The organism is Klebsiella sp. JN_Kp127 (genome assembly GCF_040062505.1).
GTDB classification, from domain to species: domain Bacteria; phylum Pseudomonadota; class Gammaproteobacteria; order Enterobacterales; family Enterobacteriaceae; genus Klebsiella; species Klebsiella quasipneumoniae.
Genome location: NZ_JBEAHS010000004.1, coordinates 114,574 through 141,095, shown reverse-complemented (window position 1 = coordinate 141,095; position 26,522 = coordinate 114,574). Strand labels below are relative to the sequence as shown.

The window sequence follows — 26,522 nt, the reverse complement described above, 5'->3', positions numbered from 1 at the left end:
ATTCTTTCACTAAATATTAATTATGCATTTAATTAATTTCAAGCGAGTGTTGTGATGACTTCTCAAGTCGCGAACCCACCGGTGCAGTCGATACGCCTGCTGTTTAGCGCCTTGCTGCTGGTGATGCTCCTCTCCGCGCTGGATCAGACCATTGTCTCCACCGCGCTGCCGACGATTGTCGGCGAACTGGGCGGGCTGGACAAGCTTTCCTGGGTGGTTACCGCCTATATCCTCAGCTCCACCATCGCGGTGCCGCTGTACGGTAAATTCGGCGATCTGTTCGGCCGCAAAATCGTGCTGCAGGTGGCGATTGGGCTGTTTCTTGTCGGCTCCGCCCTCTGCGGGCTGGCGCAGAACATGACCCAGCTGGTGCTAATGCGCGGCCTGCAGGGGCTCGGCGGCGGCGGCCTGATGGTTATCAGCATGGCGGCGGTGGCCGACGTCATCCCGCCCGCCAGCCGTGGCCGCTATCAGGGGCTGTTCGGCGGCGTTTTTGGCCTGGCGACGGTGATCGGCCCGCTGATCGGCGGCTTTTTGGTGCAGCACGCCTCCTGGCGCTGGATCTTCTACATCAACCTGCCGCTGGGTCTCTTCGCGCTGCTGGTGATCGGCGCGGTATTCCACAGCAGCAATAAACGCAGCCAGCATGAGATTGACTGGCTGGGGGCGATTTACCTCAGCATGGCGCTGCTGTGCATCATCCTGTTTACCTCGGAAGGGGGCAGCGTTCATGCGTGGAATGACCCGCAGCTGTGGTGCATTCTGGCCTTCGGTATCGTGGGGGTCATCGGCTTTATCTACGAAGAGCGAATGGCCGCCGAGCCGATTATTCCGCTGTCGCTGTTCCGCAACCGCAGCTTCCTGCTGTGCAGTCTGATCGGCTTCGTCATCGGCATGTCGCTGTTTGGATCAGTCACCTTCCTGCCGCTCTATCTGCAGGTGGTGAAGGAGGCGACCCCCACCGAGGCCGGGCTGCAGCTGATCCCCCTGATGGGCGGCCTGCTGCTGACCTCGATTATCAGCGGGCGGATTATCAGCCGTACCGGTAAATATCGCCTGTTTCCGATCCTCGGTACCCTGCTTGGCGTGACCGGCATGGTGCTGCTGACCCGGATCACCATTCACTCACCGCTGTGGCAGCTGTACCTGTTTACCGGCGTGCTGGGGGCCGGTCTGGGGCTGGTGATGCAGGTGCTGGTGCTGGCGGTACAGAACGCGATGCCGGCGAAGCTTTACGGCGTCGCCACCTCCGGCGTGACCCTGTTCCGTTCGATCGGCGGCTCCATCGGCGTGGCGCTGTTTGGCGCGGTTTTCACGCACGTGCTGCAGAGCAACCTGCAAAAGCTGTTGCCGGAAGGCGCGGTACTGCCGCCGGGAATGAATCCGGTGGCGGTGCAGCACCTGCCCGCGGATATCCGCCTCGACTATCTCGACGCCTTCGGCGCGGCGATCCATGCGGCGTTCCTCATGGCGGCCTGCATTATGGCGGTGGCGTTTGTCCTCTCCTGGCTGTTAAAGGAGGCGCCGCTGAAGACCGCGACGCACTAAGCGGCCCCGGCGATGCGCAGCAGCGCCTGACGCAGCGCCGGCGCGGCAAAATCGATAAATTTTCGCAGCTTAAGCGGCGCCAGGTCCCGGGCGGTATACAGCAAATGGACCGGCGCCGGCTCCGGCTCGACGCGCTCCAGCAGCAGACGGAGCTCACCCTGTCGCAGGCCGTCCAGCGCCTGATAGTGCAGTAAGCGAGCTACGCCCACCCCCAGCCGCGCGGCATCGGCAGCGCTCTCCGGCGTGGTGACCGATAACGCCGGCGGCAGGTTAATCAACTGGTCCTCGCGCTCAGCGGCGCGAAAGCGCCAGCCGCGATAGGGCATCGGCGATTCAATGCGGATGATCGGCAGCGCCGCCAGATCGCGCGGCCGCTGCGGCTCGCCGTATTTCGCCAGCAGCGCCGGATGGGCGCAGGCCACAATGCGCATCCTGCCGAGGCGGGTGGCCACCATGCTGCTGTCCGCCAGGTCGCCTATCCTCACCGCCAGATCGATATGGTCGCCCACCAGGTCGGCGTTACGATCGCTGAGCAGCAAACGGACGTGAATCTGCGGGTAACGGGCGATAAATTCAGCGATCACCGGGAGAACGTGCTGGCGTCCAAACATTGTCGGCGCAGAGATCACCAGCTCGCCTTTCGGTTCCTGATACTCGCCCGTCGCCTGGCGTTCGGCGTTTTCCACCTCCTCAAGGATCCGCCGCGCGGCAGCGACATAATCGACCCCGGCGTCGGTGAGCGTCAGTTTGCGGGTGGTCCGCGCCAGCAGGCGCACCCCCAGCGCGTTCTCCAGCTCGCCGATATGGCGGCTGACGGTGGTCAACGGCATATTCAGCGCCCGCGCAGCCGCCGACATACTCCCCAGCTCGGTCACTTTCACCAGCAGCGCCATCGCGCTTAATCGATCCATTATTCTCCCGATTTTTGGAAAGATGATTGCCACTAAACCAGTATTATCATTTTTCGCAGTACAGTCCATGATGGCGCCAGACAACAGGAGGCGCTATGGCAGCAACCTTTCTCGATATCGCCATCACCCCGGACGTGATGGATGTGCAGCATGAAATGGGCAGCGACCAGCTGTGGCAAACGCCGCACAGCCGCCGCCAGGCCGACCGCTTCGGCGACAGCGAAGCGGGGATGATCGCCACCCGCGACAGCTTTTATCTGGCGACGGTGTCGCAGAGCGGCTGGCCCTACATTCAGCATCGCGGCGGCCCGCCGGGGTTTCTACATCTGCTGGATGATACCACCCTGGCGATGGCGGATTTCGGCGGCAATCGTCAGTACATTACCACCGGCAACCTGCGCGGCAGCGACCGGGCCTGCCTGTTTTTGATGGATTATCCGCGCCGTGCCAGGCTGAAAATCTACGCCACCGTCGAGGTCGTGGCGGCAGAGAACCACCCGCAGCTGCTGGCGCAGGTGGCGCCGGCCAACTATCGCGCCCGCATCGAGCGCCTGTTTCTTTTTCATCTGCAGGCGTTTGACTGGAACTGCCCGCAGCACATTACGCCGCGCTACAGCGCGCAGCAGGTGACGGAGTACAGCCAGAACCTGCAGCAACGTATTCATGACCTGGAGCAGGAGAATCAGCGCCTGCAGCAGCAATTAGCCCGCAGAGGAGAGTCAGCATGACCGAACAACGTCCCCCGTTACCGCCGTTTACCCGCGACAGCGCTATTCAGAAGGTCCGCGCCGCGGAAGATGGCTGGAACAGCCGCGATGCCGAAAAGGTCGCTCTGGCCTACACCATGGACAGCGAATGGCGCAACCGCAGCGAGTTTGTCCACGGCAGGGGGCAAATTGTCGAATTCCTGCAGCGAAAATGGCGTAAGGAGCAGCAATATCGGCTGATTAAGGAGCTGTGGGCATGGCAGGAAAATCGCATCGCCGTGCGCTTCGCCTATGAGTGGTGCGACGACAGCGGCAACTGGTTTCGCTCGTACGGCAATGAAAACTGGGAGTTTGATCAGAACGGGCTGATGCAGATGCGCTACGCCTGCATCAACGACCTGCCGATCGCCGAAAGCGAGCGCCTGTTCCACTGGCCCCAGGGGCGTCGCCCGGACGATCATCCGGGGCTCAGCGACCTGGGGCTGTAAAACCGGCGCTGCGCGACGGATTAATCGGCTTTCGGGAAGTCGACCACCGTGTCGTTAACCCGGTTCACCATATTGGTGAACAGGATCGCGCTGATGGCGCTGATAATCTCAATCACCTGCTGGTCGCTAAAACCGGCGTTGCGCAGCGCGGCGACGTCGGCTTCCGGCAGCGTGCCGGTGGTGGTCACCAGCGTCTGCGCAAATTTCACCAGCGCATCAAGCTGTGCCTCTTCCGCATACTCCCCGCGGCGCAGGGCGTGGATCTGTTCGCTGCTGAAGCCGGCTTTTTTCGCCATCAGCGTATGTGCGGCCAGGCAGTAGTCACAGCCGGTGGCTTCGCTGACCGACAGGTTAATGGCTTCCAGCTGTTGGGCGCTGAGGCTGCCTTTATGTAGCATCGCATTGTGCGCCAGCGCCTGCTGCAGCGCGGCCGGCGAGTGGCCGCCGATGGTCAGGTAGGCATTCGGCACTTTGCCCATCGCTTTTTTGATCCCGGCGAAAATATCGGCGGCTTTGCCGGTGGCGTCTTGTTCACGGATATCAGCTAAACGGCTCATGGTTAACTCCTGTTGTTTTCGAGGGTGTGTGTTGGCATTGGGGTCATCTTAGGCGGTTGCCGCATGCTAGACTGGCGGTCTTCGTCTCACCTTTTTGTCTTATCGTCTCAGGAGAAGCATGGACAGTCTCAGTCATCTGCTGGCGCTGCTGGCGCCGCGCTGCGAAGTGAACCTGCACTGTCGCTTCGGCGGCCGCTGGCAGGCCGGGCACCAGCAAATGCGCACCGGCGTGGTGCCATGGCACGTGGTGCTGCGCGGCGAGGGGCGGCTCAACGTCGGCGGCCAGACCCATCACCTGCGCGCGGGAGATGTGGTCCTCCTGCCGCACGGTTCGCCGCACCTGATGGAGAGCCTGGTGGAGTGGGGCCAGGTGCTGCCGGTGGCGCATCGCTTTAACGGCACGGTGACGGAAATGCGCGCCGGCCCGGCGGAGGGGGCGCTGGAGATGCTGTGCGGCGAATTCTATTTTGGTCCGCACGTCAGCTGGCTGTTCACTGAGGCATCGACGCTGATCCATCTCCATACCGATGCGCGCGAAGACTGCCCGGAGCTGCAGCCGTTGCTTAACATACTGGTCCGCGAAAGTCTGGCGCAGCGTCCCGGCGGCAGCGCTATCGTGCGCAGCCTCGGCGATACGCTGCTGGTGCTGCTGCTGCGCATGCTGCTTGGCGAGCAGCAGCCGCCAGGCGGGCTGCTGCGTCTGATGAGCGATGAGCGCCTGATGCCGGCGGTGCTGGCGGTGATGGCGACCCCGGAGCAGCCGTGGACGCTGGAAACCATGGCCGCCCGCGCCTTTCTGTCGCGGGCCACCTTTGCCCGCCATTTTGCCCGCGTTTATCACCTGACGCCGCAGGCGTGGCTGTCGCAGCTGCGAATGGCGCTGGCCGCCCGGCTGCTGCGCCTGGAGCGTCAGACCAACCTCGAGGTCATTGCCGAACGCTGCGGCTTTCAGTCGCTGGCGTCCTTCTCGAAGCGCTTCAAAATGCGCTATGGCGTGACGCCGGGCGAGTGGCGACGGGGCTAGCGCTTCGCGCCTGGCGAAGATGATTTTATTTCCGGTTGCGTGGTTTGCTGTTTATTACCCCACCCGAAAGTCGCTATAGTTTTGCACGAAAAAAACAATGACAGTCAGGACGGACAGGGTGAAGAGGATGAGATTACGTTTACGTGCCGCCGCCGCGGTAATGCTGGCGGGTCTGGCGCTGGTCGGCTGCGACCAAAAGGGTAATGAAGCGAAGCACATTAAGGTCGGCGTGATTAACGGCGCTGAACAGGATGTGGCGGAAGTGGCGAAGAAAGTGGCCAAAGAGAAGTATGGTCTGGAGGTTGAGCTGGTGGGGTTCAGCGGCTCGCTGTTGCCTAACGAATCGACCAACGCCGGGGATCTGGACGCCAACGTCTTCCAGCATCGGCCTTTCCTTGAGCAGGACAACAAAGCGCATAACTACCATCTGGTGGCGGTAGGCAATACCTTCGTCTTCCCGATGGCCGGCTATTCGCGCAAGATAAAGTCAGTCGCCGAACTGAAAGACGGCGCGACGATCGCTATCCCCAACGATCCGACCAACCTCGGGCGGGCGCTGCTGCTGCTGCAAAAAGAGAAGCTGATAACCCTCAAAGCCGGTACCGGCCTGCTGCCGACGGCGGTGGATATCACCGACAACCCGCATCATCTGAAAATTATGGAGCTGGAAGGGGCGCAACTGCCGCGCGTACTCGACGATCCTAAAGTCGACGTGGCCATCATCAGCACCACCTACCTGCAGCAAACCGGGCTGTCGCCGGTTCGCGATGGCATCTTTATCGAAGATAAAAACTCGCCCTACGTGAACATCATCGTGACCCGTGAAGACAATAAAGACGCGGAAAACGTGAAAGAGTTTATGCAGTCGTACCAGTCGCCGGAGGTGGCGAAGGCGGCAGAGACTATTTTCAACGGCGGCGCGGTGCCGGGCTGGTAAGCCAACTTACAGGGAGAGGCGCGTATGGTACGCCAACGGCAGGCCGATCTGCTGCTGATTGCCGCGACGGTGATTGCCGCCTGCGGCTGGATTTTTTCCCGCGAGGCGATCGCCGGCATGCCGGTATTCGCGTTCCTTGGGCTGCGCTTTTTCTTCGCCGCGCTGCTGTTGCTGCCGTTTTGCCGCGGGTTTCGCCCGCAAAAGCAGCACTGGCCAAAGCTCATCATCAGCGGGCTATGGTTTGCGCTCAACCTCTGCCTGTGGATCTACTCGGTCTCCACGACGGCGTCGCTCGGCGAAGGGGCGTTTATCATGAGCCTGTCGATGATGTTCGTCCCGCTGACCGCGTGGGTGATGATGAAGGTGCGTCCGCCGCGGGCCTGGTGGGAGTGCCTGCCGATCGCGGTGGTGGGCCTGGGCCTGCTCAGCCTGCACATGCCGATAGTCTTCCATCCCAGCCAGGGCTGGTTTTTGCTGACGGCGCTGGTGCAGTCCATCTGGTTCTGTTACACCAGCCGCTGCGCGCGCGAAGTACCGCTGATCCCCCTGACCACCGTCCAGCTGGCGATCACTGGTATCGTCGGGTTGACCCTCTCCGCTGCCGTTGAACGCTGGGACCAGCCGATGACCCTGCCGACCTTCGGCTGGCTGGTGGCCAGCATTGTCATCGCCACCAGCCTGCGCTTCGGTCTGCAGATGAAGGGGCAGAAGTACGCGGCGGTGGCCAGCGCGGCGATCATTATGGTGCTCGAACCGCTGCTGACGGTCATTGCCGCCGCGCTGTGGTATGGCGAACAGCTGCCGCTGCAGAAGATTATCGGCGGCGTGCTGATCCTGGTTGCCCAGCTGTGGTTCCGCTGGCGGATGCTTAAGCCGTAGCCTGCCCGGTGCGCGGCTGCGCCATCAATTGCAGCAGCGGCACCAGCGACAGCCCGTCCGGCATTTCGCCGCGGGCGATCAGCTGGTTTATCTCCTCAAAGGTAAACCAGCCGGTTTCCATCACTTCATCCTGATCCGCATCCATCCCCACCCAGCGTAAACCGGTGGCCAGCCAGGTGATAAACAGCTGGTCGCTGCTGCCGTAGGAGGGGTTGAAGCGAATGATCTCCTCGACGCGTTGCGCCTGCCAGCCGGTCTCTTCCCGCAGCTCGCGCAGCGCGGCCGCCGCCGGATCTTCCCCTTCGTCAACGCCGCCTGACGGAATGGCCCACACCACCTTGTCGATCAGGTAGCGGTAGTGGCGAATCAGCAGCACTTTGTCATCCTGGATAGCCACAATCCCCACCGCCGGGCGCGGATAGTGAATGGCGTAAAAGTCGCGGCGCTCGCCGGGGGCGATATCAATACCCACCTTGCGCATGCTGAACCACGGCGTCTCGGCGATGACCTGCGGGTCGTGCATATCGGCGGCGGTCAGTTTTTTCTTCATCCTGCCACTCCTGTCAAAAATGGAGCCTTCAGAACAACATAGCCGGAGGCGGATAGCAATCGCCGCAGGTTGGCCCGATTTCATCGATCCTTGCCCAAATGCCCCTATTGCGCCAGGCTGGTACTCAGTACGATGTTCGTCAAATCACCCCCCCTGAGGAACGCCAACATGAACATCACCCATATCCGTAACGCGACCCAGATTATTGAATACGCCGGGAAAAAGTTTCTGATCGATCCGATGCTGGCGGACAAGGGCGCCTGGCCGGGTTTTCCTGGCACCGCGCGCAGCGAGCTGCGCAACCCGCTGGTGGCGCTGCCTTTTTCCCGCGATAAAATCATCGACGTTGACGCGGTGATCGTCACCCATACCCATGACGATCACTGGGACGAGGCGGCGATCGCCGCGATCCCGAAAACCCTGCCGGTGTTCGTCCAGCATGAAGCCGACGGCGCGTTGCTGCGCAGCCAGGGTTTCCAGGATATCCGCCTGCTGACGGCAGACAGCGAATTTGCCGGCGTGCGCCTGCTGAAAACCACCTCCGGCCAGCACGGCAGCGATCGCACCTACGCGGTGCCGGCGATGGCCGAACGCCTGGGCGAGGCCTGCGGCGTGCTGTTTCGCCATCCGCAGGAGAAGACGCTGTGGCTGGTGGGGGATACCATCTGGCGTGATGAAATTGCAGCCGACCTGCTGAAGCTGCGCCCAGACGTGGTGGTCCTCAACGCCGGCTACGCCCACGTCATCGGCTTTGGCCCGATTATCATGGGCAAAGAGGATCTCCTGAACGTACACTTCACCCTGCCGGAAGCGAAAATCATGGCGATTCACCTGGAAGCGGTCAACCACTGCCTGGTGAGCCGGGAAGAGATGCGCCAGTATGCGCTGGATAATCAGATATCCGAGGTAGTGTGTATCCCGCAGGATGGGGAAACCGTGGTTTATTAACGTGCGCAAGGGGAAGGAACGATGAAACTCACCGACGTGGCGATTGTTGCCGTAGAGGGCTTTAGCCCGTTTCATTACGCCGTTCCCTGCATGCTGTTTGGCGATTCGGTCTCTGAAAGCAAACGCTTTAACCTGCACATTTGCGCCGAGCGGCCGGGGCTGCTGCGCGCCCGCGACGGCTTTGTGCTGTACGCCAGCGGCGATTACGCCGTGCTGGAACAGGCGGATATCGTGGTGGTGCCTTACTGGGGCGAGGTTGACCGCCGCCCGCCGCAGGCGCTGCTTGATAGCCTGGTGCGGGCCCGGAATAACGGCGCGGAAATCGTCGGTCTGTGCCTCGGCGCGTTCGTCCTGGGCTACGCCGAGCTGCTGGACGGGAAACGCGCGGCGACCCACTGGGAGTTTGAGCAGGATTTTCAGCGCCGGTTTCCGCAGGTGCGGCTGGATATCAACGCCCTGTATGTCGACGACCAGCGGATCATTACTTCGGCGGGCACCGCGGCGGCGCTGGACTGTTGCCTCTACATCATCCGCCAGCGTTTCGGCAGCCTCGCGGCCAACCAGATCGCCCGGCGGCTGATTGTTTCACCGCACCGCGAGGGCGGCCAGGCGCAGTTCATCGCCCAGCCGGTGCCGAAAAACACCCGCGATGCGCGAATCAACTGCCTGCTGGATTATCTGCAGCAGCATATTGCCGAGCCGCATAATCTCGATTCGCTGGCCCGGGTGGTGGCGATGAGCCGCCGCAGCCTGACCCGCCACTTCGCCCGGGCGACCGGGATGAGCATTACCGACTGGCTGACCGCCGAACGCCTGCGCCGCAGCCAGAGCCTGCTTGAGGCGGGCGATCTGCCGGTGGAGCAGGTGGCGGAGGCGGTGGGTTATCTCTCTGCCGTCACCTGGCGTCAGCAGTTTAAGGCGCGCTTTGGCGTCAGTCCGACCGAATGGCGGCGCACCTTTCGCCGCGGCGCTTAGCCGGCGAGGGTCGCGCTGTCGATCACGAAGCGGTATTTCACGTCGCCCTTGACCATTCTTTCCCAGGCTTCGTTGATCTCATCGCCGCGGATCAGTTCGATATCGGCGACGATGCCGTGTTCAGCGCAGAAGTCGAGCATCTCCTGAGTTTCCGCGATCCCGCCAATCATCGACCCGGCAATCGACCGGCGGCGGATGATCAGATTGAACACTTCCGGCGACGGATGCGGCGTGGCCGGAGCGCCCACCAGCGTCATGGTGCCATCGCGCTTCAGCAGCGTGGTGAAGGCATCGAGATTATGCGGCGCCGCCACGGTGTTGAGGATGAAATCGAAGCTTTTGACGTGGGCCGCCATTTCGTCTTCGTTACGCGACACCACCACCTCATCGGCGCCCAGCGCTCTGGCCGCATTACGCTTGGATTCGGAGGTGGTAAAGGCCACCACGTGAGCCCCCATGGCGTGGGCCAACTTGATTCCCATATGCCCAAGGCCGCCGATGCCGACCACGCCGACTTTTTTACCCGGCCCGGCGTGCCAGTGGCGCAGCGGCGAGTAGGTCGTGATCCCGGCGCACAGCAGCGGCGCGACGGCGGCCAGCTGCGCTTCGGGATGGGTTATCCGCAGCACGTAGTGTTCTTTAACCACGATCTGCTGTGAATAGCCGCCCAGGGTGTGGCCCGGCGCGTCCTGGGTCGGTCCGTTGTAGGTCAGCACCATATGGTCGCAGTAGTTCTCCAGCCCCTCAGCGCACTCCTCGCACTGTTGACAGCTATCGACCATGCAGCCGACGCCCACCAGATCGCCGACGGCGTAGCGCGAGACAGCGTCGCCGACCGCGGTGACCCGGCCCACAATTTCATGCCCCGGCACGCAGGGATAGAGCGTTCCCGCCCATTCCGATCGCGCCTGGTGGAGATCGGAGTGGCAGACGCCGCAGTAGGCGATGGCGATCTGCACGTCCTGCGGCCCCGGTTCGCGGCGGGTGATGGCCATTGATTCCAGCGGCTGGCTGGCGGAGTAGGTACCTATAGCGTTGATCAGCATAGCGAAACCTCTTGATCGAATAGAGCGGGAGATGGATGCGGGTGGTCAGTGGCATCGATAAGGGTAGCCTGGACTGGGAGAGATGCGAGGGGGAAAGCGGCATCAGGCACGGCGTAAGCGAGCGAGTCACCGGAGCCGCAATTTATAAGACAGGTTTATCATTTAAGCGACTAAGCCGTATAAATATTTACGAAAATTATTGTTTTTTAGTGATGTAAAATCGAGGTAAACCGCTTATGCCGATAATAATGCTTACACTCTTTTTATTATGGAAACGACTTGGTTTTTATTCATGATTGCGCGTGTTGATACTATTACCGCTGAAAATCATGCCCTTCAACCTGACTTAATGACACAACACGATGTCGAAACCTGACGCCAACGGCCAGAATTCCCGGTCATTACCCTCTTTTTTTTATGGACGACGAACAAAACCGTTACCTGCGGTGGAATCCTTATTATCCGCGTTCCGGCCTGTCAGCACCCCTTTTGAACTGGCGCAGTCAAACTATTACCATTTTCCCTTGGCCCAAAGCGAATCCGGCTTCATTCTCCTCGAAGAAGGCGTGGCTTCAGTTTGCTTTGCGGAAAATCAACTGGTGATATCGACGATCCTCGCCCCGGCAATATTGGGATTAATTGATAATTATGGCGTGTTTAACGGGCTCCCGGATAAACGCCACTGTTCTCTGTTTGCTGAGACGGATTTAAGCGGGCGCTGGATAGCGCATCAGGCCGCGGTCAATATCCTGAATGAGAAAAACCTGTGGCAGGAGATGGCCCATATCCTGACGCAGCGGTTGATGGTGTTGAGCATGCGCGAGCAGGAGCTGCTGGGGGTGGACTCTTACCAGATGGTGCGCATCCTGTTAATGGAGCTGGCGGTCTATTCGGAGACGTATCGTAGACAGATCAATGTATTAAGGTTTATCCAGCGGCGTACCAACCTGTCGCGTAGCCGCATTATGTCGATTCTGTCGGAGCTGCGCAAAGGCGGTTATATTATTATCCACCGCGGGGTGTTGATGACTATCGCCCAACCGCTTCCCGCCAATTTTTGAGCCTGGCAGGCGAAGGGCGTGATTTGTCGCCCCCCACCTGCTGGTCCGCTTAGGGCTCAATCGGCGTCAGGTAGTCCAGCCGCAGCGGCTCAGCCAGCAGACGCTCCATCTGCATAACAAACGCCTGAAAATAGGGCATCTCTACATGCGCATCAAGGGCGTCCTGCCCACGCCACGCTTCGCGCATGTAGAAAGTGTCCGGCGCGTCGCGCAGCTGGAACAGCGCGTAGTCGAGATTGCCCGGCTCCTGTCTCGTCGGCAGGAGCAGCTTCTGCAGGGCCTGGCGCAGCGCGTCCGTTTGGCCTGGTTTCGCCTTGAGCACGGCGAGCAGGGTTATCATCTTAAAATCCCTCCAGCACAATCTTGCCCACCGCGCGTCCGGTTTCCAGCTGGCGATGCGCTTTCTGCAGATTGTCGGCAGTGATGGCGCCGTAGTGTTCGCCGAGGGTGGTTTTGATCGTGTGGTTGTCGATCAGGGCCGCCACGCGGGTCAGCAGCTGATGCTGGGCGATCATGTCATCCGTCTCAAACATTGAGCGGGTGAACATAAATTCCCAGAGCAGGGAGAGGCTTTTGGCTTTCAGCGGCACCACGTCCAGGGTCTCCGGATCATCAATCAGCGCCAGCTTGCCCTGCGGGGCGAGGGCGTCAATCAGCGCGTTGAAGTGCTGGTCGGTGTTGGTCAGGCTGGCGACATGGGTCACCGCGTTGATGCCGATACGCGCCAGCTCGTCGGCGAGCGGCTTGCTGTGATCGATAACATGGTGCGCGCCCGCCTCGCGGACCCACCGTTGACTCTCCGGACGCGAGGCGGTGCCGATCACCGTCATGGCGGTCAGTTTGCTGGCCAGCTGGGTCAGGATCGAGCCCACGCCGCCCGCCGCGCCGACGATCAGCAGCGTGTCGCCCGCGTTACCGCCTTCCGTGACGCCGAGACGGTGAAACAGCAGCTCCCAGGCGGTGATCGCCGTCAGCGGCAGCGCGGCGGCGGAGGCGTTATCGAGGGTGCGCGGTTTGTGCGCCACCAGGCGCTCATCCACCAGCTGATATTCACTGTTGCTGCCGGCCCGGCCCAGGGCGCCGGCGTACCAGACCTCATCGCCTGGCGCGAACAGCGTCACTTCCTCGCCGACGGACTGCACCACGCCAACGGCGTCCCAGCCCAGCACCCGCGGCGTGTCGCCCTGGAAGCCGGCGCGCACTTTGGTGTCTACCGGATTGACCGAGACCGCCTTCACGGCAACCAGCAGGTCACGCCCGTGGGCGGAGGGGACCGGCAGGTCGATCTCGGTTAAAAAAGGGATATTGTCGCCGTCAGCGGCGGCTTGAGTAATGGCGATAGCTTTCATAACTGCTCCGTTCTGTGAATCGGGTGAATAAAGCGATGACGCGATAGTAGACCGGTGCCGGGAGGGGAAAAACGGGTTAACGGCAATAACAGTTATATGCAGAAAGTGAAAATCAGCCCACCTGATAGAAATCGAGCATCACCCCATCCTGAGTACGCCCGCCAGCACAGATAAACAGCGAGGTGGTTAGCCAGCTGAGCGCGGGGGTATCAACCTCGAAGGTGGGGACGGTGCGAAAATAGATATCTTCCGGCGGAATAGTGCTAAAAAAGCGCATATCGTCGGCGAACAGTTGGTCATGATAGTGGGCCGGCACCCGGCGGATACCGTTGTTTTCCACGTACACCGTCCCTTCCTCCACCTGCAGGGCATAGCGGGCGGATAGCCTGCATGTGCCGTCGGGCCCGATAATCTGGCTATCGACGCCGCCGGGCAGCACGTGGCCGCGTAGTTGACCCGAGACGCTGCCGCCGAGAATCGGGATCAGCTGGCGCTTGCCGGTCTGCGGACTGCGGGAGACTATCACCGGTTTATCAACCTGGATGGTAATGGAAAAACAGTGTCTCAGTTCGGGGGTCATCATGGCTCTCCTGTTTCGGTTGGCAACGGCACGCGGCCTTTGCGCCAGTGTAACGGGTTTGCAGGAGACAAAATAACGCAGGGTTTGGATGAAAATGATTGGCTGAGATGATGGGTTTTGCGACTCAGTTTGGTTGGGCGTGGCTGAGGGCGAGCAGAGGCAAACTGGCGGAAGATCACAGGAGTTGAACCTGCCCGGGACCGCTGGCGGCCCCAACTGGATTTGAAGTCCAGCCACCTCACCGGAGATGACGATCTTCCGCGCCTCGATTGCTACATGGAGGCGGGGCGCATTATAGCTACTTTCAGCCGTTTACCACATACCTGAACGCACTTTTTTACTGTTAAAACTGGACTTTGCAGAACAGTCTGAGACAAATCCGTTCAAAATCCATGAGTTACACTTTTCATACTCTTTTCAGGCTAACGCGATCGCAAAATACATGAAACATATTCTGATAATGACCTAATTCATCTTCCTGCGGCAAAGGCTGACAAATAATGTAACCGGTACCCATCCGTGGTGCCGCCAAGGGAATTGTGCCCATATGAAAGATCCTATTTTGTCCGCCAAAGAGAAAATTGGCTACGGCATCATGGTCGACGGCGCCACCCTCCCCATTATTCTCGCCTTGTTCACCCTCGTTCCGGCGGAGAGGGTTTTTTTATTCCATTTTTGTACAAAAAGTAACATTCATTTCAGTCTGGTGACTCAGGCCGCAGACGCTATTCCTGAACGGTGATAGCGTATGCTGCCGCTGAGAGGAGCCCGCCATGGACTTAGAAAATATCTTTCGTGACGTGAAGCTAAGCAAAACGGAAATGACCGTGCTGCGCTTTATCCAGAACGACCCGGAGCTGTGTATCCGCCAGGGGATCCGCGCCGTGGCGGAGCAGTGCTACAGTAACCCCTCCTCGCTGGTGCGGTTGGCGAAAAAGCTTAAGTTCAGCGGCTGGCTGGAGCTGGTCTATTTCATCAAGTTCAATATCACCATGCCGAAGCTCGATGTCACCAACGATATCGACTATATGAGCATTCAGCCGGCGGAGGCGCTGACGCCGCTGCTGGCAAGCCTCGCGCAGCAGCGCGTCCTGATCCACGGCAGCGGTTTTTCGCAGTTGATTGCCCAGTATATTTATAACAAGTTCCTCGTCACTGGGGTGAATGCCAGCCTGGCGCTGTGGCCGGATTACGAAATCCTTGAGCAGAAAAACGCCGCTCGCTTCGACTCCATCTGGATCATTTCTAAATCCGGGCGCAGCAGCTCGGCGCTCAACTGGGTGAAGGCCCTGGAGGGGAAGGAGATCAACCTGGTCTGCTTTACCGGTGATTATCAGAGCCCGCTGGCGCAGGCTGCGGATACGGCGTTTATCATTCACGATCCGCAGAAGTTCGACGATGATATTTACTGGAGCAACCCGTTTTTCGGCTACTGCATCCTAGGCTTTGAGCGGCTACTGAAGATGTGGTTTACCCGCGCACGTAGCAATAGCTAGCCCCGCTAAGCGCAGTGCCGCCGGGCAATATATCAGGCGCCGCGCCGCCATGTTGCCGGGTGGCGGCTGCGCCTTACCCGGCCTACGCCTCCAGGTCCGGTCAGTGATTTACCGCCAGGCGGCGAACTGCTTATCGTCGAGATAAGCTTCGACCAGGGTTTTCGCCAGCGACCAGGAACCGATCAGCGGGTGCGCCATCAGCGCCCGCACCGCCAGCGACTTATCCTGCTGCAGGATCGCCGCTACCGCCAGCCGCTCATACTCTTTCACGCAGGAAATCATATTCTTCTGCGCCGTCGGCACCTTCGTCGGCGTGACCGGCCTGAGGCCCTCCCGGCTCAGGTCGCAGCTGATCTCAATCACGTCGTCAGGGCGCAAAAAGTCGAGCGTGCCATTATTCTGGATCGACACCACGATCCGCTTGGTGGTGGTGCTGTTCACCGCTTCCAGAATATCCAGCGCCACCCCGGCATAGCCGCCGGTGTCCGGTTCTTCGATAAACTGCCGCAGCGTCAGCGGCTCGCGGGTATGAAATTTCTCCTGCCGGGATTCGTTCTGCATATAGCTGTTTTCCCGGCGCAGGTAGTGCTGCATCCAGATATTGAAGGCGGCTTCCGGCTGCGTACTGGCATCCACGGTGCGCAGCGCCTGGCGCATCTCCTGATTGATACGGGCGATCTGCTCCCCGCGCGTTTCGCCTGCCCCCTGAATCGCCTTCAGCGCCTCGTCGCGATAGTAGTAATAATAGAGATATTCGTTGAGTAACTGGTTATCGCACAGCCGCACCAGCTCGGGTGAGAAGTACTGCATCGCGGTCTTCTGGTACAGCGCCGGGCTGGCGATCAGCCGCTCGGTCACCGCTTCCCCGCGCACGGTGAAGTGGGTAAACCAGGAGAAATGGTTCAGCCCATAGCATTCCACGCTCAGGTCGCGCTCCTCACAGCCGAGGATCGCCGGCAGTTCACGAATCAGCTCGGAAGGCGCATCGCAGATCCCATAGACCCGACGCTTAAAGCCGGACTTGACGATCGCTTCCGTCACCAGGCCTGACGGGTTGGTAAAGTTAAACAGAATGGCGTCTTCGGCGGCATGGGCTTCGATCAGCCGGCAATAGTCGAGGATCGCCGGGATCGAGCGCATGGCCATCGCGAAGCCGCCGGCGCCGGTGGTCTCCTGGCCGAGGGTGTTATGTTGCAGCGCAATGCGCTCGTCGCGAATGCGGCTTTCATCGCCGCCGACCCGCAGGGTGGTAATAATATAATTGGCGTTTTGCAGCGCTGCGACCGGGTCGGTGGTGGTCGTGAAATGAATATCCGGGCGAATGGTCGTAAATACATAGCGGGCAATTTCGCCGAATATCGCCAGATTATCCGCAGAGTTATCGAGAAAAACCACCTCCGTTAAACCAATGCGGTGAGCATTATAGGCCAGAGATTTCGCTAAAAATGCAGAGCGAACGCCGCCCCCGCCTAATACGGTTAATTTCATACAAACTCCTCATTAATTTTCTGCTAACCAGTTATCAACCCGGGAACGTACCTGTCCCACTTTTACGCCATAAATAACCTGAACTTCATTACGATTGCGCACCACGCCGTTGGCGCCAGTATTTTTTAATTGCGCGTCATCAACTTGCGCCATATCGCGCACGGTTACGCGCAGACGTGTAAAACAATTATCGACGGAGAGAATATTCTCCTTGCCCCCGAGGCCGCGGATAATGTCATCGGTAATCGACTGCGGCTGCGCGACTTTCTGGCGGTACTCCGCTTTGCTGTAGAGCTTCACGTTCTCGTCATCTTCCCGGCCCGGCGTTTTCAGATTCAGCTTCACCACCAGGGTGCGGAAAATCACGTAGTAGACGGCGAACTGGCCGATCCCGATAAGGACATATCCCGGCCAGCGCGTTAAGGAGACCGGCAGCGGCAGGTTATAGATCAGAAATTCGATCAGGCCCGATGCGCCCCAGGGGCGTACGGTGAAGAGGTCGCAAATGGCCTGCGAGGCGGCGGTTAACGTCGCATGGATCACCCACAGCAGCGGCGAGACAAACAAAAAGGTGAACTCAATCGGCTCGGTGATGCCGGTCAGCATGGAGGTGATAATCGCCGGCAGCAGAATCGCCTTAGCCATTACTTTTTTCTCCGGCTTCGCGGTGTGGTAGAACGCCAGCGAGGCGCCGGCGAGGCCGAAGATAGTGGTCATCCCTTGCTGTGAGAAGCGTAGGGCCTCATTCATCACCGGGGTCAGATCCGGGTGGCGCATATAGGCGAGGAAAATGGCCTGGGTACCGGAGACCACCTGGCCGTCCACGTTCAGGGTGCCGCCAATCTGGGTGAGCTGGAAGGGGGACCAGACAAAATGGTGCAGGCCGGTCGGGATAAGAAATTTTTCAAAGAAACCATAGACGAAGACCCCGGCGACCCCGGCATTTTTCATAAAGCCGGTGAGGGCGGAGATGCCGTGGGTCATAAACGGCCAAATCCAGGTAAAGGCGATGGCGTAGAAGATAACCACCGGCGTCATCGCCACCAGCGTCAGCTTGGCGCCGCCGTACATCGACAGCGCGCCGGGCAGGTCAATGGTAGAGACTTTATTGTGCACCCACGCGATGGTGCAGCCGAGAATAATGCCAAGGAAAACGCCCATATCCACCACCACAAAGCCCAGCAGCTGGGTTTGCCCGGTGCCATAATATTCACCGTTAATTTTTTCGGCGAGTCCGTGGGTGTGTTCCAGCCAGGAGTGGTTGGCGCCAAGAAACATAATGAAGCACATCACCGCAACCAGCGCGACTTCGGTTTTTTTATCTTTTGCCAGGCCATAGCTAATACCGACGCAAAATAATAAACCGAGGTTGCCAAATAAAGGCCAAAAGGTATCGCCGAGCATCTGCCCAAGCTGGTGCAGGAAACTGGTTTCAGCAATTAATGTCGGATTAGTTAATACTGAACTGAGGGCCAGAATTAAGCCAATGACCGGCAAGAACAATACGGCGCCGATCATGGCCCGGGAGAATTTTTGCATATTCTCCAGAATACGCTGACGTATTTCAGGCATGATTGATCCTTTTATATTTTTGTAGGGACAGGGAGCGGTTTTTTATCGACTTCCAGTATTTTGGTTATAGCAACTCTGATATTTGAAGGGAACCAGTAGCGGTAAATAGGCACAGATAGCCGCTTATTGCACACAGGTTTCAGAATGCCTGCAGACCCTCTCCCTGACAGGGAGAGGGCGTAGCCAGAGCGGCGTTTGCTGAGAAACTTTCCCTCTCCCGTGGGGGAGAGGGTGATGGGATATCGCTATGGCGTGACGGGAGCGGGCGCTGGCGCGGCGGGGGCGGTATTGACCTCGCCGTTGCGCATCGTTTGCGCCACCTGCTGTTTCTCCATGTTCACGGCGCTAAGCTGTGCGTTGACCGTCGGCTTGAGCGGGGCATCGGCCTGTACGCTGCCGCTGGCGGTCAGCTGGAGATTGCCATCCCCGCTGATGGGGAGCGAAGGCCAGCCCCAGGCCTGCAGAATATTCAGCGGCACGCCGCGGCCGTTCAAGCTCAGATTGACCTGGCGCTGCGGCAGCTGGGATACCGCGGCGGTGGCCTGCAGAATACCGCGCTCGGTGAACGCGCTGAGCTCAGTGATATTGAGCGTCGACGCCGTGGCGCTCAGCTTGAGTGAAGGGCGGCGCACGTCAATTCGGTTAAAAGTCGCCGCCGCGGCGTTCAGCGTCGCGCTACCGTTCCACACCCCCCAGCTGCCGTTTTTCACCAGCTGAAGCTCGCCGCCATAGCCATCGAGAGCGGTAATTTGCCATGGGAAGGCAGGGTCCACATCGATGATCAGGTTGCGGCTGGCGCTGAATTTTTTCAGCGTCAGGCTTTGCAGCCAGGCCGGCAGCGGCGTCATCCACAGCGGCTTCCAGTTCGCCGGCAGCGTGTACTCCAGCCCGGCGAAGGCGGTGTCGTCGAGCACCAGCGCGTTACCGGCGCGCAGCCAGTTGCCGGAGGTTCGCACCATGCCTCCCTCCCAGCGCGAGGAGAACTGGCGCAGGGCAATACCCTGGGGTGAAAATTCGGCATTCACGATCGGGTCGAAAAAGTGCAGCGAGCCGTAGATAAATTCGCTGGCATTCATCGACAGCGTGCCGTCCTGGCTCTGCCAGCCGCCGTGACTGAGCGTCAGGTTGCGCAGGTTCAGGTCGAGGTCGGTTACCGCCCAGTCCGGCCCCTGCAGACGGGCGTCGGTGATATCCAGGCGGCCAATCTGCAGAGAGGGGACCGTGGTTAACGGCGCGAAAAAGTCGGCCAGCGAGGCGGCGCTCTGCAGTCGGATCTCATTTAGCTGAAGGTTATCCACCAGCCAGCTGCCGTCGGCGCTGCGTTTCGCATTGCCGGTTAAGGTGCCGCGGGCGACATCGGCGCCGAGGGTGGAGAGGGTGACTTCGCCCTGATCAATCTTGCCCTGAATCAGGACGTTGCTGGCTTCGACGCCGTTGAGCGTCATTGAACCCGCGCTCATCTGGATCTGCGCCGTTTCCCCCAGCACATTGCCTGCCTCCGGCGCCCATGGACTGACGCCGCCGGTGACGCGCTGCGCGCTGAGCGCCCAGCCGGTTTCCGGACTATTGAAAGCCATATTGCGCAACATCAGCCGGTCGGCAGCGAACGGCAGGTCGGCAGAGTGGGGGGACAGATTCAGGGTACCGTCGTTAAGGACAATCTCATCCGCATGCAGCGGGTCGCTAAACTGGCGGGTGCTGAAGCCAATATCGACCGTTTTCGCCACCAGGGTTGCCGGCTTGCCTTCCCGGCCAAAGGTGACGTTTTGCAACTGCACATGCAGAGGGGAGGAGAAATCATGATCCATCGCATCGAAGGAGACCTGCCAGCCGGTGCCATTGCTGAGCCAGGCGCTGGCCTGGCGGGCGCCCCAGTGGGTTTGCAGCAGGAACCACGCGCCAACCATGACGAGCAGCAGAGCGACTAGCAGCCAGAGAATCAGCTTTCCAAGAAATTTCATGGTCTTCCATTCTGTGAGATGCACATAACCGTGTTATGCCCGATTTAGGCGCACTTCTCAAGGCAGGCGTGGTTTATTTCCGTGACGGAGCAGGCGGTGGAGAACAACAGGGGGGCGTCCCGGCCGATGGCACGACCGGGGGCGCGTTAAATCAGGCTTTTTCCGGCGGGAAAATTAAATTCAGAACAATCGCCGTGATACCGCCGGCGGCGATGCCGGAGGAGAGCAGATTCTTCAGCCAGTCCGGCGCGAACTGCAGGATCAACGGCTGTTGCGACACGCCGAGGCCCACCGCCAGCGACAGGGCGATAATCAGGATCGCCCGGCGATTCAGCGGCTCGCGGGAGACGATGCGCACGCCGGACGCGGCGATGGTGCCGAACATCACCAGCGTGGCGCCGCCGAGCACCGGCTCAGGGATATGCTGTACGAAACCGCTCACCGCCGGGAACAGCCCGAGGACGATCAGCATCAGCGCTACCACAAAGCCGACGTAGCGGCTGGCGACGCCGGTCAGCTGGATCACGCCGTTGTTCTGGCCGAAGCAGGAGTTCGGGAAGGTGTTGAAGACCGCGGAAACAAAGGAGTTGAGGCCGTTAGCCAGCACGCCGCCTTTCAGGCGTTTCATATACAGCGGACCGGAGACCGGCTGCTCGGAGACATCGGAGGTGGCGGTGATATCGCCGATGGTTTCCAGGGAGGTGATCATAAACACCAGCATCAGCGGCAGCAGGAGGCTCCAGTCGATGCCGAGGCCATAGTACAGCGGCGTCGGAACGGTGATGAGGCTGCTGTTGGTCGGGGCGGTGTTGGCCGGCAGCATATCGAGGAACCACGCCGCCAGATAGCCCGCCGCCATGGCAATCACCAGCGAAGCGATGCGCAAATAGGGATTACGCTGGCGGTTGAGAATGATGATCAGCGCCAGCACGATGCCCGCCAGCAGCAGGTTCTTCGGCGCGCCGAAGGTGTGGTCGGCCATCGCCGCGTAGCCGCCGCCGATGGAGGTCAATCCGACCTGAATCAGCGACAGGCCGATAATCATCACCACCACGCCGGAGACCAGCGGGGTAATGATGCGGCGCGCCAGATGCAGGACGCGGGAGAGGACCATTTCCGTGCAGCTGGCCAGCATCAGGGTGCCGAACAGGGCGGCCATCATTGTCGGGACGTCGGCGCCGCCGGTTTTCAGCGCGGTGCCGCCCATGATGAGCGGGGCGACAAAGTTGAAGCTGGTGCCCTGGATGGAGAGCAGTCCGGAACCGACCGGGCCCCAGGCTTTGATCTGAATAATGGAGGCCACGCCCGAGGCGAACAGCGACATGCTGATGATATGTTGGGTATCTTGCGCCGGGAGACCGAGAGCCTGGCAGATTAACAGCGCCGGGGTGATCACCGCGACAAACATCGCCAGCAGGTGCTGGAAGGCGGCGAACAGGGTTTGCGGTAGCGGTGGGCGATCTTCGAGGCGGTAGATTAATTCGCTGGCTGGTTTATGCGCAACCGGTTGCGCATTTTCTGACTCTGCGGTGTTAACGGACATCACAAGCAATCCCAAGGTGGCAAAGCGGGAATTTTATCGGACTGTAGACCAAAAGCAAACGTTTGCCAGCGTTTGCCCATAAAAATTTATGCCGTGAATATGCGCAACGAGATAATTAACATTTTGTATGCTAAATCGCATCATTCAGGATACAAAATATGTTTTTCTGTCATTTTTTCCGCCGTTCTGCGTAAAATCCCCCTCTGACTCCTCATGATGAGAAGCTAAAGACACCAGGAATATCGTCGCGTGTGAATGGATCATGCGCCATAAGGAGCTTTTTATGTTTCATCTCGATACCTTATCGACGCTCGTTGCCGCAACGCTTGTGCTGTTACTCGGCAGAAAACTCGTCCAAACCGTTCCCCTCCTCAAGCAATACACCATTCCTGAACCTGTTGCCGGCGGTCTGCTGGTGGCGCTGGCGCTGCTGGTGCTGAAAAAAAGTATGGATATCGAAATTGATTTCGATATGAGCCTCAAAGATCCGCTGATGCTGGCGTTCTTCGCCACCATCGGGCTTAACGCCAACCTCGCCAGCCTGCGGGCGGGCGGCAAGGTGCTGGGTACCTTTCTGATTGTGGTGGTTGGTCTGCTGCTGCTGCAGAACGCTCTCGGTATCGGCATGGCGAAGCTGCTGGGGCTGGATCCGCTGATGGGGCTGCTGGCCGGCACTATCACCCTTTCCGGCGGCCACGGCACCGGCGCGGCGTGGAGCAAGCTGTTCATTGAGCGCTATGGTTTTGCCAATGCCACGGAGGTGGCGATGGCCTGCGCGACCTTCGGCCTGGTGCTCGGCGGTCTGATCGGCGGCCCGGTGGCGCGTTACCTGGTGAAGCACTCTTCCTCTCCTGACGGGACGCCGGACGATCAGGTGGCGCCGACCGCCTTTGAAAAGCCGGACGTGGGGCGGGTGATCACGTCGCTGGTGCTGATCGAGAGTATCGCCCTGATCGCCATCTGTCTGACGCTGGGCAAGGTGGTTGCGCAACTGCTGGCGGGCAGCGTCTTTGAGCTGCCGACCTTCGTCTGCGTGCTGTTTATCGGCGTGATCCTTAGCAACAGCCTGGCGCTGGCGGGGTTGTATCGGGTGTTCGATCGCGCGGTGTCGGTGCTGGGCAACGTCAGCCTGTCGCTGTTCCTCGCCATGGCGCTGATGAGCCTCAAACTGTGGGAGTTGGCCTCCCTGGCGCTGCCAATGATTATTATCCTGGCGGTCCAGGCGTTGGCGATGGCGCTGTATGCGGTATTCGTCACCTACAGGATGATGGGCAAAAACTACGATGCCGCGGTGCTGGCGGCGGGCCACTGTGGGTTTGGTCTGGGGGCAACGCCGACGGCGATTGCCAATATGCAGGCGATTACCGACCGTTTTGGCCCGTCGCACATGGCCTTCCTGGTGGTGCCGATGGTGGGGGCGTTCTTTATCGATATCGTCAACGCGCTGGTGATTAAGCTGTTTCTGCTGCTGCCGGTGTTTGGCTGATAAAAACCCGGAGGCGGTGCGCTACCTGATTATGCGGTCTGCGGGCTGTGTAGCCCGGGTAAGGCGTTTACGCCGCAACCCGGGGATACCCCGGGATTTATGCGTTGGCGCGGCTTCTCCCCGGCTCGCGCTGCGCTTAGCCGGGCTACGGGGTGTGCGGCCTGCTGGTTGTATCCCGGCCAAGGCGTTTACGCCGCCAGCCGGGAATACCTCAACAATCTTACGCTTCGTCGTGCTCTTCCCACGCCAGGGCGCGTTTCACCGCTTTCTTCCAGCCGCTGTAGCGATAGTTGCGCTCGGTGGTTTCAATGCCCGGGCGGAATTCGCGCTCAATCACCGCTTTCTCCTGCAGCTCATCAAGGTTCTGCCAGAAGCCGACCGCCAGCCCGGCCAGATAGGCGGCGCCCAGGGCTGTGACTTCGCGCACTTCCGGACGCTCCACACGGGTGCCGAGGATATCGGACTGGAACTGCATCAGGAAGTTGTTGGCCACCGCGCCGCCGTCCACGCGCAGGGCATGCAGACGGATACCGGAGTCAGCCTGCATTGCTTCCAGCACGTCGCGGGTCTGATAGGCGATGGACTCCAGCGTCGCACGGATAATGTGGTTCGAGTTCACGCCGCGGGTGAGGCCGAAAATCGCGCCGCGGGCATACGGGTCCCAGTAGGGCGCGCCAAGACCGGTGAACGCGGGCACGACATACACGCCGTTGGTGTCCTTCACTTTGGTGGCGAAGTACTCGGAGTCGAACGCGTCGCTGATGAGCTTCATCTCGTCGCGCAGCCACTGAATGGAGGCGCCAGCCATAAACACCGCCCCTTCCAGAGCGTAGTTCACCTCGCCGCGCGGACCGCAGGCGATGGTGGTCAGCAAACCGTGAGTGGAGGTCACCGCTTTTTCGCCGGTGTTCATCAGCATAAAGCAGCCGGTGCCATAGGTATTTTTCGCCATCCCTTCCTTGACGCACAGCTGGCCGAACAGGGCCGCCTGCTGGTCACCGGCGATCCCGGCGATAGGAATACGGGTCCCGCCTTTACCACCGATGTTGGTCTGGCCGTACACTTCGGACGACTTGCGCACTTCCGGCAGCATGGCGCGCGGAATATCCAGCGCGTCGAGCATCTTGTCGTCCCAGTCCAGGTCGTGGATGTTGAACAGCATGGTGCGCGAGGCGTTGGTGTAGTCGGTGACGTGTACGCGACCCTGGGTCATCTTCCAGATAAGCCAGGTGTCCACGGTGCCAAACAGCAGCTCACCGCGCTTCGCACGCTCACGGGAACCTTCGACATGGTCGAGGATCCATTTCACCTTGGTGCCGGAGAAGTAGGGGTCCACCACCAGGCCAGTGGCCTTGCGGATATACTCCTCCATCCCGTCACGCTTGAGCTGCTCGCAGATCTCTGCGGTGCGGCGGCACTGCCAGACGATGGCGTTATAGATCGGTTTGCCGGTCTCACGCTCCCACACCACCACGGTCTCACGCTGGTTGGTGATACCGATGGCCGCGATCTGATCGGAGTTGATATCCGCTTTGGCCAGCGCTTCGACCAGCGTCGAGCTTTGGGACGCCCAGATTTCCATCGGGTCGTGTTCGACCCAGCCTGGCTTAGGATAAATTTGTTCGAATTCTCGCTGGGAGACGCTGACGATATTGGCATCATGATCCATCACAACGGCCCGGGAGCTGGTAGTGCCCTGGTCAAGCGCAACGATATATTTTTTGTCGGTCATAGTCGGTGTCCCGTAGTCAGATTACAGCGAAGCTTTATGTTGAGTGGTGGAAGAGGAGGGGCTCTGTTGCTCTTCGTCCACGCAGGTGTCGCAAGGCAGGTGGCGGCCAATCAGCTTACGATAGCTGAACGCGCCCAGCGCCGCGCCGACCACCGGTGCGCACAGCGGCACCAGGAAATAAGGTATATCTTTGCCGCCGGTGAAGGCGACATCACCCCAGCCGGCCAGCCAGGCGAAGGCTTTCGGGCCGATATCACGCGCCGGGTTCATGGCGAAGCCGGTCAGCGGGCCCATGGAGGCGCCAATCACCGCGATGAGCAGGCCGATCAGCAGCGGCGCCAGCGGACCGCGCGGCACGCCGTTGCCATCGTCGGTCAGCGCCAGGATGACGCCCATCAGGATAGCGGTAATCACCATCTCTACCGCGAAGGCCTGCACAAAATTGATATGCGGGTTCGGGTAAGTGGAGAAGATGCCAGCCAGATCAAGGCTCTCCACGCTGCCGCGTACCATATGGTGGGTGGTTTCATAATCGAGGAAAAGATTGTAATAAAGCCCGTAAACTAATGCCGCAGCGCAAAAGGCGCCAGCGAATTGCGAAATAATAAAAGGAACCACTTTGCGGCCATCGAAGCAGGCGAACAGCCAGAGCGCGATGGTCACCGCAGGGTTAAGGTGCGCACCGGATACCCCGGCGGTCAGGTAGATCGCCATGGCGACGCCCAGACCCCAGATGATGCTGATTTCCCATTGTCCGAAGCTGGCTCCCGCGACCTTGAGCGCAGCCACGCACCCAACGCCGAAAAAGATCAACAACCCGGTACCGAGGAACTCTGCGATGCACTGGCCTTTTAAGGTTGATGTTTGGCTCATAATCGAATCCTGAAGCGTGGTGATGATTATTGTATGTAGGGTGGTCACAGACGACCATATTGCCATGTAGGCATAGTGTTAATTTATCGTTAACGAGCAAAAACGAGAAATATCGAACTTCAAATGTGTGTACCACGTCAAGAAAATGAGCGTTTTCGCGCCATTCGCGCGCATTGAGCGCGCTGCCGGAGCGTTTCACCTCGCATTTTGTTAACCATAAAATTAACAATGGCTCATGAAGTACGAGCGAACTGCGCTGAAAGTACCAGGTAAAGACTGAAAAGTGTTGCAAACCGCAATCTGCGCGGCTTGCCGCTGGACAGGGGAGGCGGGGATTCATACAATCGACGATAACACCGCTATGTGCGCTAATTTTCGTTAAGGCGGGACCGCGTATACGAAACACCAGTTTCTATCAACGCCTTGCAAGTTCAGGAGAGGTATGACGATGTCATTAGAAGTGTTTGAGAAATTAGAATCTAAGGTTCAGCAGGCGATTGATACCATCACTCTGTTGCAGATGGAAATCGAAGAGCTGAAAGAAAAGAACAACACCCTGGCGCAGGAAGTTCAGAGCGCGCAGCATGGTCGTGAAGAGCTGGAGCGCGAAAACAGCCAGCTGAAAGAGCAGCAGCAGGGCTGGCAGGAGCGTCTGCAGGCGCTGCTGGGCCGCATGGAAGAAGTCTAATCGCTTCGCGCCCTCTCCCGCCAGGGAGGGGGTGATCCTTATCCCTCCCTTTATTCTCGCAAGTTATAGCCAATCTTTTTTTATTCTTTAATCATTGAATCGCTTTCTGGCACGCTTAGCCCA

At 59.6% G+C, this 26,522-nt stretch carries 26 protein-coding genes and 1 tRNA gene; 13 read left to right on the top strand and 14 right to left on the bottom strand.

All coding sequences use genetic code 11. The annotated features are described in order from the left end of the window. The first annotated feature begins 54 nt into the window (after window positions 1–54). A complete protein-coding gene (locus tag ABLV04_RS03310; protein WP_032454395.1) occupies window positions 55–1,548 on the top strand; it encodes an MDR family MFS transporter in 1,494 nt (497 codons plus the stop codon). Here ABLV04_RS03310 and ABLV04_RS03305 read toward each other — a convergent pair. After that, window positions 1,545–2,459, bottom strand: coding sequence for a LysR substrate-binding domain-containing protein (locus ABLV04_RS03305; RefSeq protein ID WP_023291405.1), 915 nt, complete (start codon window positions 2,457–2,459; stop codon window positions 1,545–1,547). The genes ABLV04_RS03310 and ABLV04_RS03305 overlap by 4 nt on opposite strands. A gap of 95 nt (window positions 2,460–2,554) precedes the next feature. On the opposite strand from ABLV04_RS03305, the gene ABLV04_RS03300 reads away from it, so the two are divergent. Both ABLV04_RS03300 and ABLV04_RS03295 read left to right on the top strand, forming a co-directional pair. Continuing rightward, window positions 2,555–3,187 (top strand): pyridoxamine 5'-phosphate oxidase family protein, encoded by a 633-nt coding sequence (locus ABLV04_RS03300; RefSeq protein WP_180266185.1) that lies wholly within the window; start codon window positions 2,555–2,557, stop codon window positions 3,185–3,187. After that, complete coding sequence (locus ABLV04_RS03295) at window positions 3,184–3,654, top strand: nuclear transport factor 2 family protein (protein WP_180266186.1); 471 nt, start codon at window positions 3,184–3,186, stop codon at window positions 3,652–3,654. The genes ABLV04_RS03300 and ABLV04_RS03295 overlap by 4 nt, the downstream gene beginning before the upstream one ends. Before the next feature lie 20 nt (window positions 3,655–3,674). On the opposite strand, the gene ABLV04_RS03290 is transcribed toward ABLV04_RS03295, so the two are convergent. Continuing rightward, window positions 3,675–4,211 (bottom strand): peroxidase-related enzyme, encoded by a 537-nt coding sequence (locus ABLV04_RS03290; protein ID WP_004145017.1) that lies wholly within the window; start codon window positions 4,209–4,211, stop codon window positions 3,675–3,677. Between the two features lie 118 nt (window positions 4,212–4,329). On the opposite strand from ABLV04_RS03290, the gene ABLV04_RS03285 reads away from it, so the two are divergent. The 3 genes from ABLV04_RS03285 (at window position 4,330) to ABLV04_RS03275 (ending at window position 7,051) form a co-directional block, all read left to right on the top strand. Next, window positions 4,330–5,235, top strand: a complete 906-nt coding sequence (locus ABLV04_RS03285; protein ID WP_048335604.1) for an AraC family transcriptional regulator — start codon at window positions 4,330–4,332, stop codon at window positions 5,233–5,235. A 127-nt stretch (window positions 5,236–5,362) separates the two neighbouring features. Beyond that, window positions 5,363–6,172, top strand: coding sequence for a lipoprotein NlpA (gene nlpA, locus ABLV04_RS03280; RefSeq protein ID WP_023291400.1), 810 nt, complete (start codon window positions 5,363–5,365; stop codon window positions 6,170–6,172). Window positions 6,173–6,196: 24 nt separating this feature from the next. Continuing rightward, window positions 6,197–7,051 (top strand): DMT family transporter, encoded by an 855-nt coding sequence (locus ABLV04_RS03275; protein ID WP_023291399.1) that lies wholly within the window; start codon window positions 6,197–6,199, stop codon window positions 7,049–7,051. Here ABLV04_RS03275 and ABLV04_RS03270 read toward each other — a convergent pair. Next, complete coding sequence (locus tag ABLV04_RS03270) at window positions 7,041–7,601, bottom strand: NUDIX hydrolase (protein WP_072421076.1); 561 nt, start codon at window positions 7,599–7,601, stop codon at window positions 7,041–7,043. The two genes, ABLV04_RS03275 and ABLV04_RS03270, sit on opposite strands and share 11 nt — an antisense overlap. A gap of 168 nt (window positions 7,602–7,769) precedes the next feature. Here ABLV04_RS03270 and ABLV04_RS03265 point away from each other — a divergent pair, with 168 nt between their 5' ends. Then, on the top strand, window positions 7,770–8,549 hold the full coding sequence (locus tag ABLV04_RS03265) for an MBL fold metallo-hydrolase (protein WP_117136621.1): 780 nt from the start codon (window positions 7,770–7,772) through the stop codon (window positions 8,547–8,549). A gap of 21 nt (window positions 8,550–8,570) precedes the next feature. Then, complete coding sequence (locus tag ABLV04_RS03260; RefSeq protein WP_348815331.1) at window positions 8,571–9,524, top strand: helix-turn-helix domain-containing protein; 954 nt, start codon at window positions 8,571–8,573, stop codon at window positions 9,522–9,524. Here ABLV04_RS03260 and ABLV04_RS03255 read toward each other — a convergent pair. After that, window positions 9,521–10,570: an NAD(P)-dependent alcohol dehydrogenase gene (locus tag ABLV04_RS03255; RefSeq protein WP_044525064.1), complete on the bottom strand. Its 1,050-nt coding sequence runs from the start codon at window positions 10,568–10,570 to the stop codon at window positions 9,521–9,523. The genes ABLV04_RS03260 and ABLV04_RS03255 overlap by 4 nt on opposite strands. A 362-nt stretch (window positions 10,571–10,932) precedes the next feature. On the opposite strand from ABLV04_RS03255, the gene ABLV04_RS03250 reads away from it, so the two are divergent. Further along, window positions 10,933–11,631 (top strand): winged helix-turn-helix transcriptional regulator, encoded by a 699-nt coding sequence (locus tag ABLV04_RS03250; protein ID WP_102005801.1) that lies wholly within the window; start codon window positions 10,933–10,935, stop codon window positions 11,629–11,631. A gap of 49 nt (window positions 11,632–11,680) precedes the next feature. Here ABLV04_RS03250 and ABLV04_RS03245 read toward each other — a convergent pair whose 3' ends face one another. From ABLV04_RS03245 to ABLV04_RS03230, 4 genes are all read right to left on the bottom strand, one after another. Continuing rightward, the gene (locus ABLV04_RS03245; protein ID WP_087824942.1) at window positions 11,681–11,971 is read right to left on the bottom strand and encodes a putative quinol monooxygenase; all 291 of its coding nucleotides are present in this window, start codon (window positions 11,969–11,971) and stop codon (window positions 11,681–11,683) included. Between the two features lies 1 nt (window position 11,972). Then, window positions 11,973–12,980, bottom strand: a complete 1,008-nt coding sequence (locus ABLV04_RS03240; protein ID WP_180266188.1) for a zinc-binding alcohol dehydrogenase family protein — start codon at window positions 12,978–12,980, stop codon at window positions 11,973–11,975. Between the two features lie 112 nt (window positions 12,981–13,092). After that, entirely contained in the window at window positions 13,093–13,560 is a 468-nt protein-coding gene (locus ABLV04_RS03235) for a DUF3237 domain-containing protein (protein ID WP_032454383.1), read from the bottom strand. Window positions 13,561–13,725: 165 nt separating this feature from the next. Next, window positions 13,726–13,820: transfer RNA gene (locus tag ABLV04_RS03230), tRNA-Sec, on the bottom strand. A gap of 287 nt (window positions 13,821–14,107) precedes the next feature. Here ABLV04_RS03230 and ABLV04_RS03225 point away from each other — a divergent pair. Next, on the top strand, window positions 14,108–14,302 hold the full coding sequence (locus ABLV04_RS03225) for a hypothetical protein (RefSeq protein WP_180266189.1): 195 nt from the start codon (window positions 14,108–14,110) through the stop codon (window positions 14,300–14,302). A 31-nt stretch (window positions 14,303–14,333) separates the two neighbouring features. Continuing rightward, complete coding sequence (locus ABLV04_RS03220; protein WP_087827816.1) at window positions 14,334–15,056, top strand: SIS domain-containing protein; 723 nt, start codon at window positions 14,334–14,336, stop codon at window positions 15,054–15,056. Between the two features lie 108 nt (window positions 15,057–15,164). On the opposite strand, the gene ABLV04_RS03215 is transcribed toward ABLV04_RS03220, so the two are convergent. The 4 genes from ABLV04_RS03215 to ABLV04_RS03200 form a co-directional block, all read right to left on the bottom strand. Then, entirely contained in the window at window positions 15,165–16,544 is a 1,380-nt protein-coding gene (locus ABLV04_RS03215) for a glycoside hydrolase (RefSeq protein ID WP_101865997.1), read from the bottom strand. A 12-nt stretch (window positions 16,545–16,556) separates the two neighbouring features. Next, the gene (locus ABLV04_RS03210; RefSeq protein ID WP_180266190.1) at window positions 16,557–18,116 is read right to left on the bottom strand and encodes a PTS transporter subunit EIIC; all 1,560 of its coding nucleotides are present in this window, start codon (window positions 18,114–18,116) and stop codon (window positions 16,557–16,559) included. Window positions 18,117–18,361: 245 nt separating this feature from the next. Next, on the bottom strand, window positions 18,362–20,077 hold the full coding sequence (locus tag ABLV04_RS03205) for an AsmA family protein (RefSeq protein ID WP_180266191.1): 1,716 nt from the start codon (window positions 20,075–20,077) through the stop codon (window positions 18,362–18,364). A 151-nt stretch (window positions 20,078–20,228) separates the two neighbouring features. Next, on the bottom strand, window positions 20,229–21,620 hold the full coding sequence (locus tag ABLV04_RS03200; RefSeq protein WP_004150226.1) for a uracil-xanthine permease family protein: 1,392 nt from the start codon (window positions 21,618–21,620) through the stop codon (window positions 20,229–20,231). A gap of 283 nt (window positions 21,621–21,903) precedes the next feature. Between ABLV04_RS03200 and gltS the strand changes: the two genes are divergently transcribed. Further along, on the top strand, window positions 21,904–23,106 hold the full coding sequence (gene gltS / locus ABLV04_RS03195; protein ID WP_032454381.1) for a sodium/glutamate symporter: 1,203 nt from the start codon (window positions 21,904–21,906) through the stop codon (window positions 23,104–23,106). A 220-nt stretch (window positions 23,107–23,326) separates the two neighbouring features. On the opposite strand, the gene glpK is transcribed toward gltS, so the two are convergent. Together glpK and ABLV04_RS03185 are read right to left on the bottom strand one after the other, a co-directional pair. Beyond that, window positions 23,327–24,838, bottom strand: coding sequence for a glycerol kinase GlpK (glpK, locus tag ABLV04_RS03190; RefSeq protein ID WP_004873089.1), 1,512 nt, complete (start codon window positions 24,836–24,838; stop codon window positions 23,327–23,329). A gap of 21 nt (window positions 24,839–24,859) precedes the next feature. Continuing rightward, window positions 24,860–25,711 (bottom strand): MIP/aquaporin family protein, encoded by an 852-nt coding sequence (locus tag ABLV04_RS03185; protein ID WP_012967047.1) that lies wholly within the window; start codon window positions 25,709–25,711, stop codon window positions 24,860–24,862. 442 nt (window positions 25,712–26,153) lie between these two features. Here ABLV04_RS03185 and zapB point away from each other — a divergent pair, with 442 nt between their 5' ends. Further along, complete coding sequence (gene zapB, locus ABLV04_RS03180) at window positions 26,154–26,399, top strand: septal ring assembly protein ZapB (RefSeq protein ID WP_086075620.1); 246 nt, start codon at window positions 26,154–26,156, stop codon at window positions 26,397–26,399. Window positions 26,400–26,522: the final 123 nt, after the last annotated feature.

What these genes read in the sequence shown, in the direction of transcription:
- ABLV04_RS03310 (WP_032454395.1), top strand. Translation starts at nt 55, where the DNA reads ATGACTTCTCAAGTCGCGAACCCACCGGTGCAGTCGATACGCCTGCTG.
- ABLV04_RS03205 (WP_180266191.1), bottom strand. Translation starts at nt 20,077, where the DNA reads ATGAAATTTCTTGGAAAGCTGATTCTCTGGCTGCTAGTCGCTCTGCTG.
- ABLV04_RS03285 (WP_048335604.1), top strand. Translation starts at nt 4,330, where the DNA reads ATGGACAGTCTCAGTCATCTGCTGGCGCTGCTGGCGCCGCGCTGCGAA.
- zapB (WP_086075620.1), top strand. Translation starts at nt 26,154, where the DNA reads ATGACGATGTCATTAGAAGTGTTTGAGAAATTAGAATCTAAGGTTCAG.
- ABLV04_RS03185 (WP_012967047.1), bottom strand. Translation starts at nt 25,711, where the DNA reads ATGAGCCAAACATCAACCTTAAAAGGCCAGTGCATCGCAGAGTTCCTC.
- ABLV04_RS03255 (WP_044525064.1), bottom strand. Translation starts at nt 10,570, where the DNA reads ATGCTGATCAACGCTATAGGTACCTACTCCGCCAGCCAGCCGCTGGAA.
- nlpA (WP_023291400.1), top strand. Translation starts at nt 5,363, where the DNA reads ATGAGATTACGTTTACGTGCCGCCGCCGCGGTAATGCTGGCGGGTCTG.
- ABLV04_RS03235 (WP_032454383.1), bottom strand. Translation starts at nt 13,560, where the DNA reads ATGACCCCCGAACTGAGACACTGTTTTTCCATTACCATCCAGGTTGAT.
- ABLV04_RS03200 (WP_004150226.1), bottom strand. Translation starts at nt 21,620, where the DNA reads ATGTCCGTTAACACCGCAGAGTCAGAAAATGCGCAACCGGTTGCGCAT.
- ABLV04_RS03220 (WP_087827816.1), top strand. Translation starts at nt 14,334, where the DNA reads ATGGACTTAGAAAATATCTTTCGTGACGTGAAGCTAAGCAAAACGGAA.
- ABLV04_RS03225 (WP_180266189.1), top strand. Translation starts at nt 14,108, where the DNA reads ATGAAAGATCCTATTTTGTCCGCCAAAGAGAAAATTGGCTACGGCATC.
- ABLV04_RS03305 (WP_023291405.1), bottom strand. Translation starts at nt 2,459, where the DNA reads ATGGATCGATTAAGCGCGATGGCGCTGCTGGTGAAAGTGACCGAGCTG.
- gltS (WP_032454381.1), top strand. Translation starts at nt 21,904, where the DNA reads ATGTTTCATCTCGATACCTTATCGACGCTCGTTGCCGCAACGCTTGTG.
- ABLV04_RS03265 (WP_117136621.1), top strand. Translation starts at nt 7,770, where the DNA reads ATGAACATCACCCATATCCGTAACGCGACCCAGATTATTGAATACGCC.
- ABLV04_RS03215 (WP_101865997.1), bottom strand. Translation starts at nt 16,544, where the DNA reads ATGAAATTAACCGTATTAGGCGGGGGCGGCGTTCGCTCTGCATTTTTA.
- ABLV04_RS03270 (WP_072421076.1), bottom strand. Translation starts at nt 7,601, where the DNA reads ATGAAGAAAAAACTGACCGCCGCCGATATGCACGACCCGCAGGTCATC.
- ABLV04_RS03295 (WP_180266186.1), top strand. Translation starts at nt 3,184, where the DNA reads ATGACCGAACAACGTCCCCCGTTACCGCCGTTTACCCGCGACAGCGCT.
- ABLV04_RS03240 (WP_180266188.1), bottom strand. Translation starts at nt 12,980, where the DNA reads ATGAAAGCTATCGCCATTACTCAAGCCGCCGCTGACGGCGACAATATC.
- ABLV04_RS03245 (WP_087824942.1), bottom strand. Translation starts at nt 11,971, where the DNA reads ATGATAACCCTGCTCGCCGTGCTCAAGGCGAAACCAGGCCAAACGGAC.
- glpK (WP_004873089.1), bottom strand. Translation starts at nt 24,838, where the DNA reads ATGACCGACAAAAAATATATCGTTGCGCTTGACCAGGGCACTACCAGC.
- ABLV04_RS03250 (WP_102005801.1), top strand. Translation starts at nt 10,933, where the DNA reads ATGTCGAAACCTGACGCCAACGGCCAGAATTCCCGGTCATTACCCTCT.
- ABLV04_RS03300 (WP_180266185.1), top strand. Translation starts at nt 2,555, where the DNA reads ATGGCAGCAACCTTTCTCGATATCGCCATCACCCCGGACGTGATGGAT.
- ABLV04_RS03260 (WP_348815331.1), top strand. Translation starts at nt 8,571, where the DNA reads ATGAAACTCACCGACGTGGCGATTGTTGCCGTAGAGGGCTTTAGCCCG.
- ABLV04_RS03210 (WP_180266190.1), bottom strand. Translation starts at nt 18,116, where the DNA reads ATGCCTGAAATACGTCAGCGTATTCTGGAGAATATGCAAAAATTCTCC.
- ABLV04_RS03290 (WP_004145017.1), bottom strand. Translation starts at nt 4,211, where the DNA reads ATGAGCCGTTTAGCTGATATCCGTGAACAAGACGCCACCGGCAAAGCC.
- ABLV04_RS03275 (WP_023291399.1), top strand. Translation starts at nt 6,197, where the DNA reads ATGGTACGCCAACGGCAGGCCGATCTGCTGCTGATTGCCGCGACGGTG.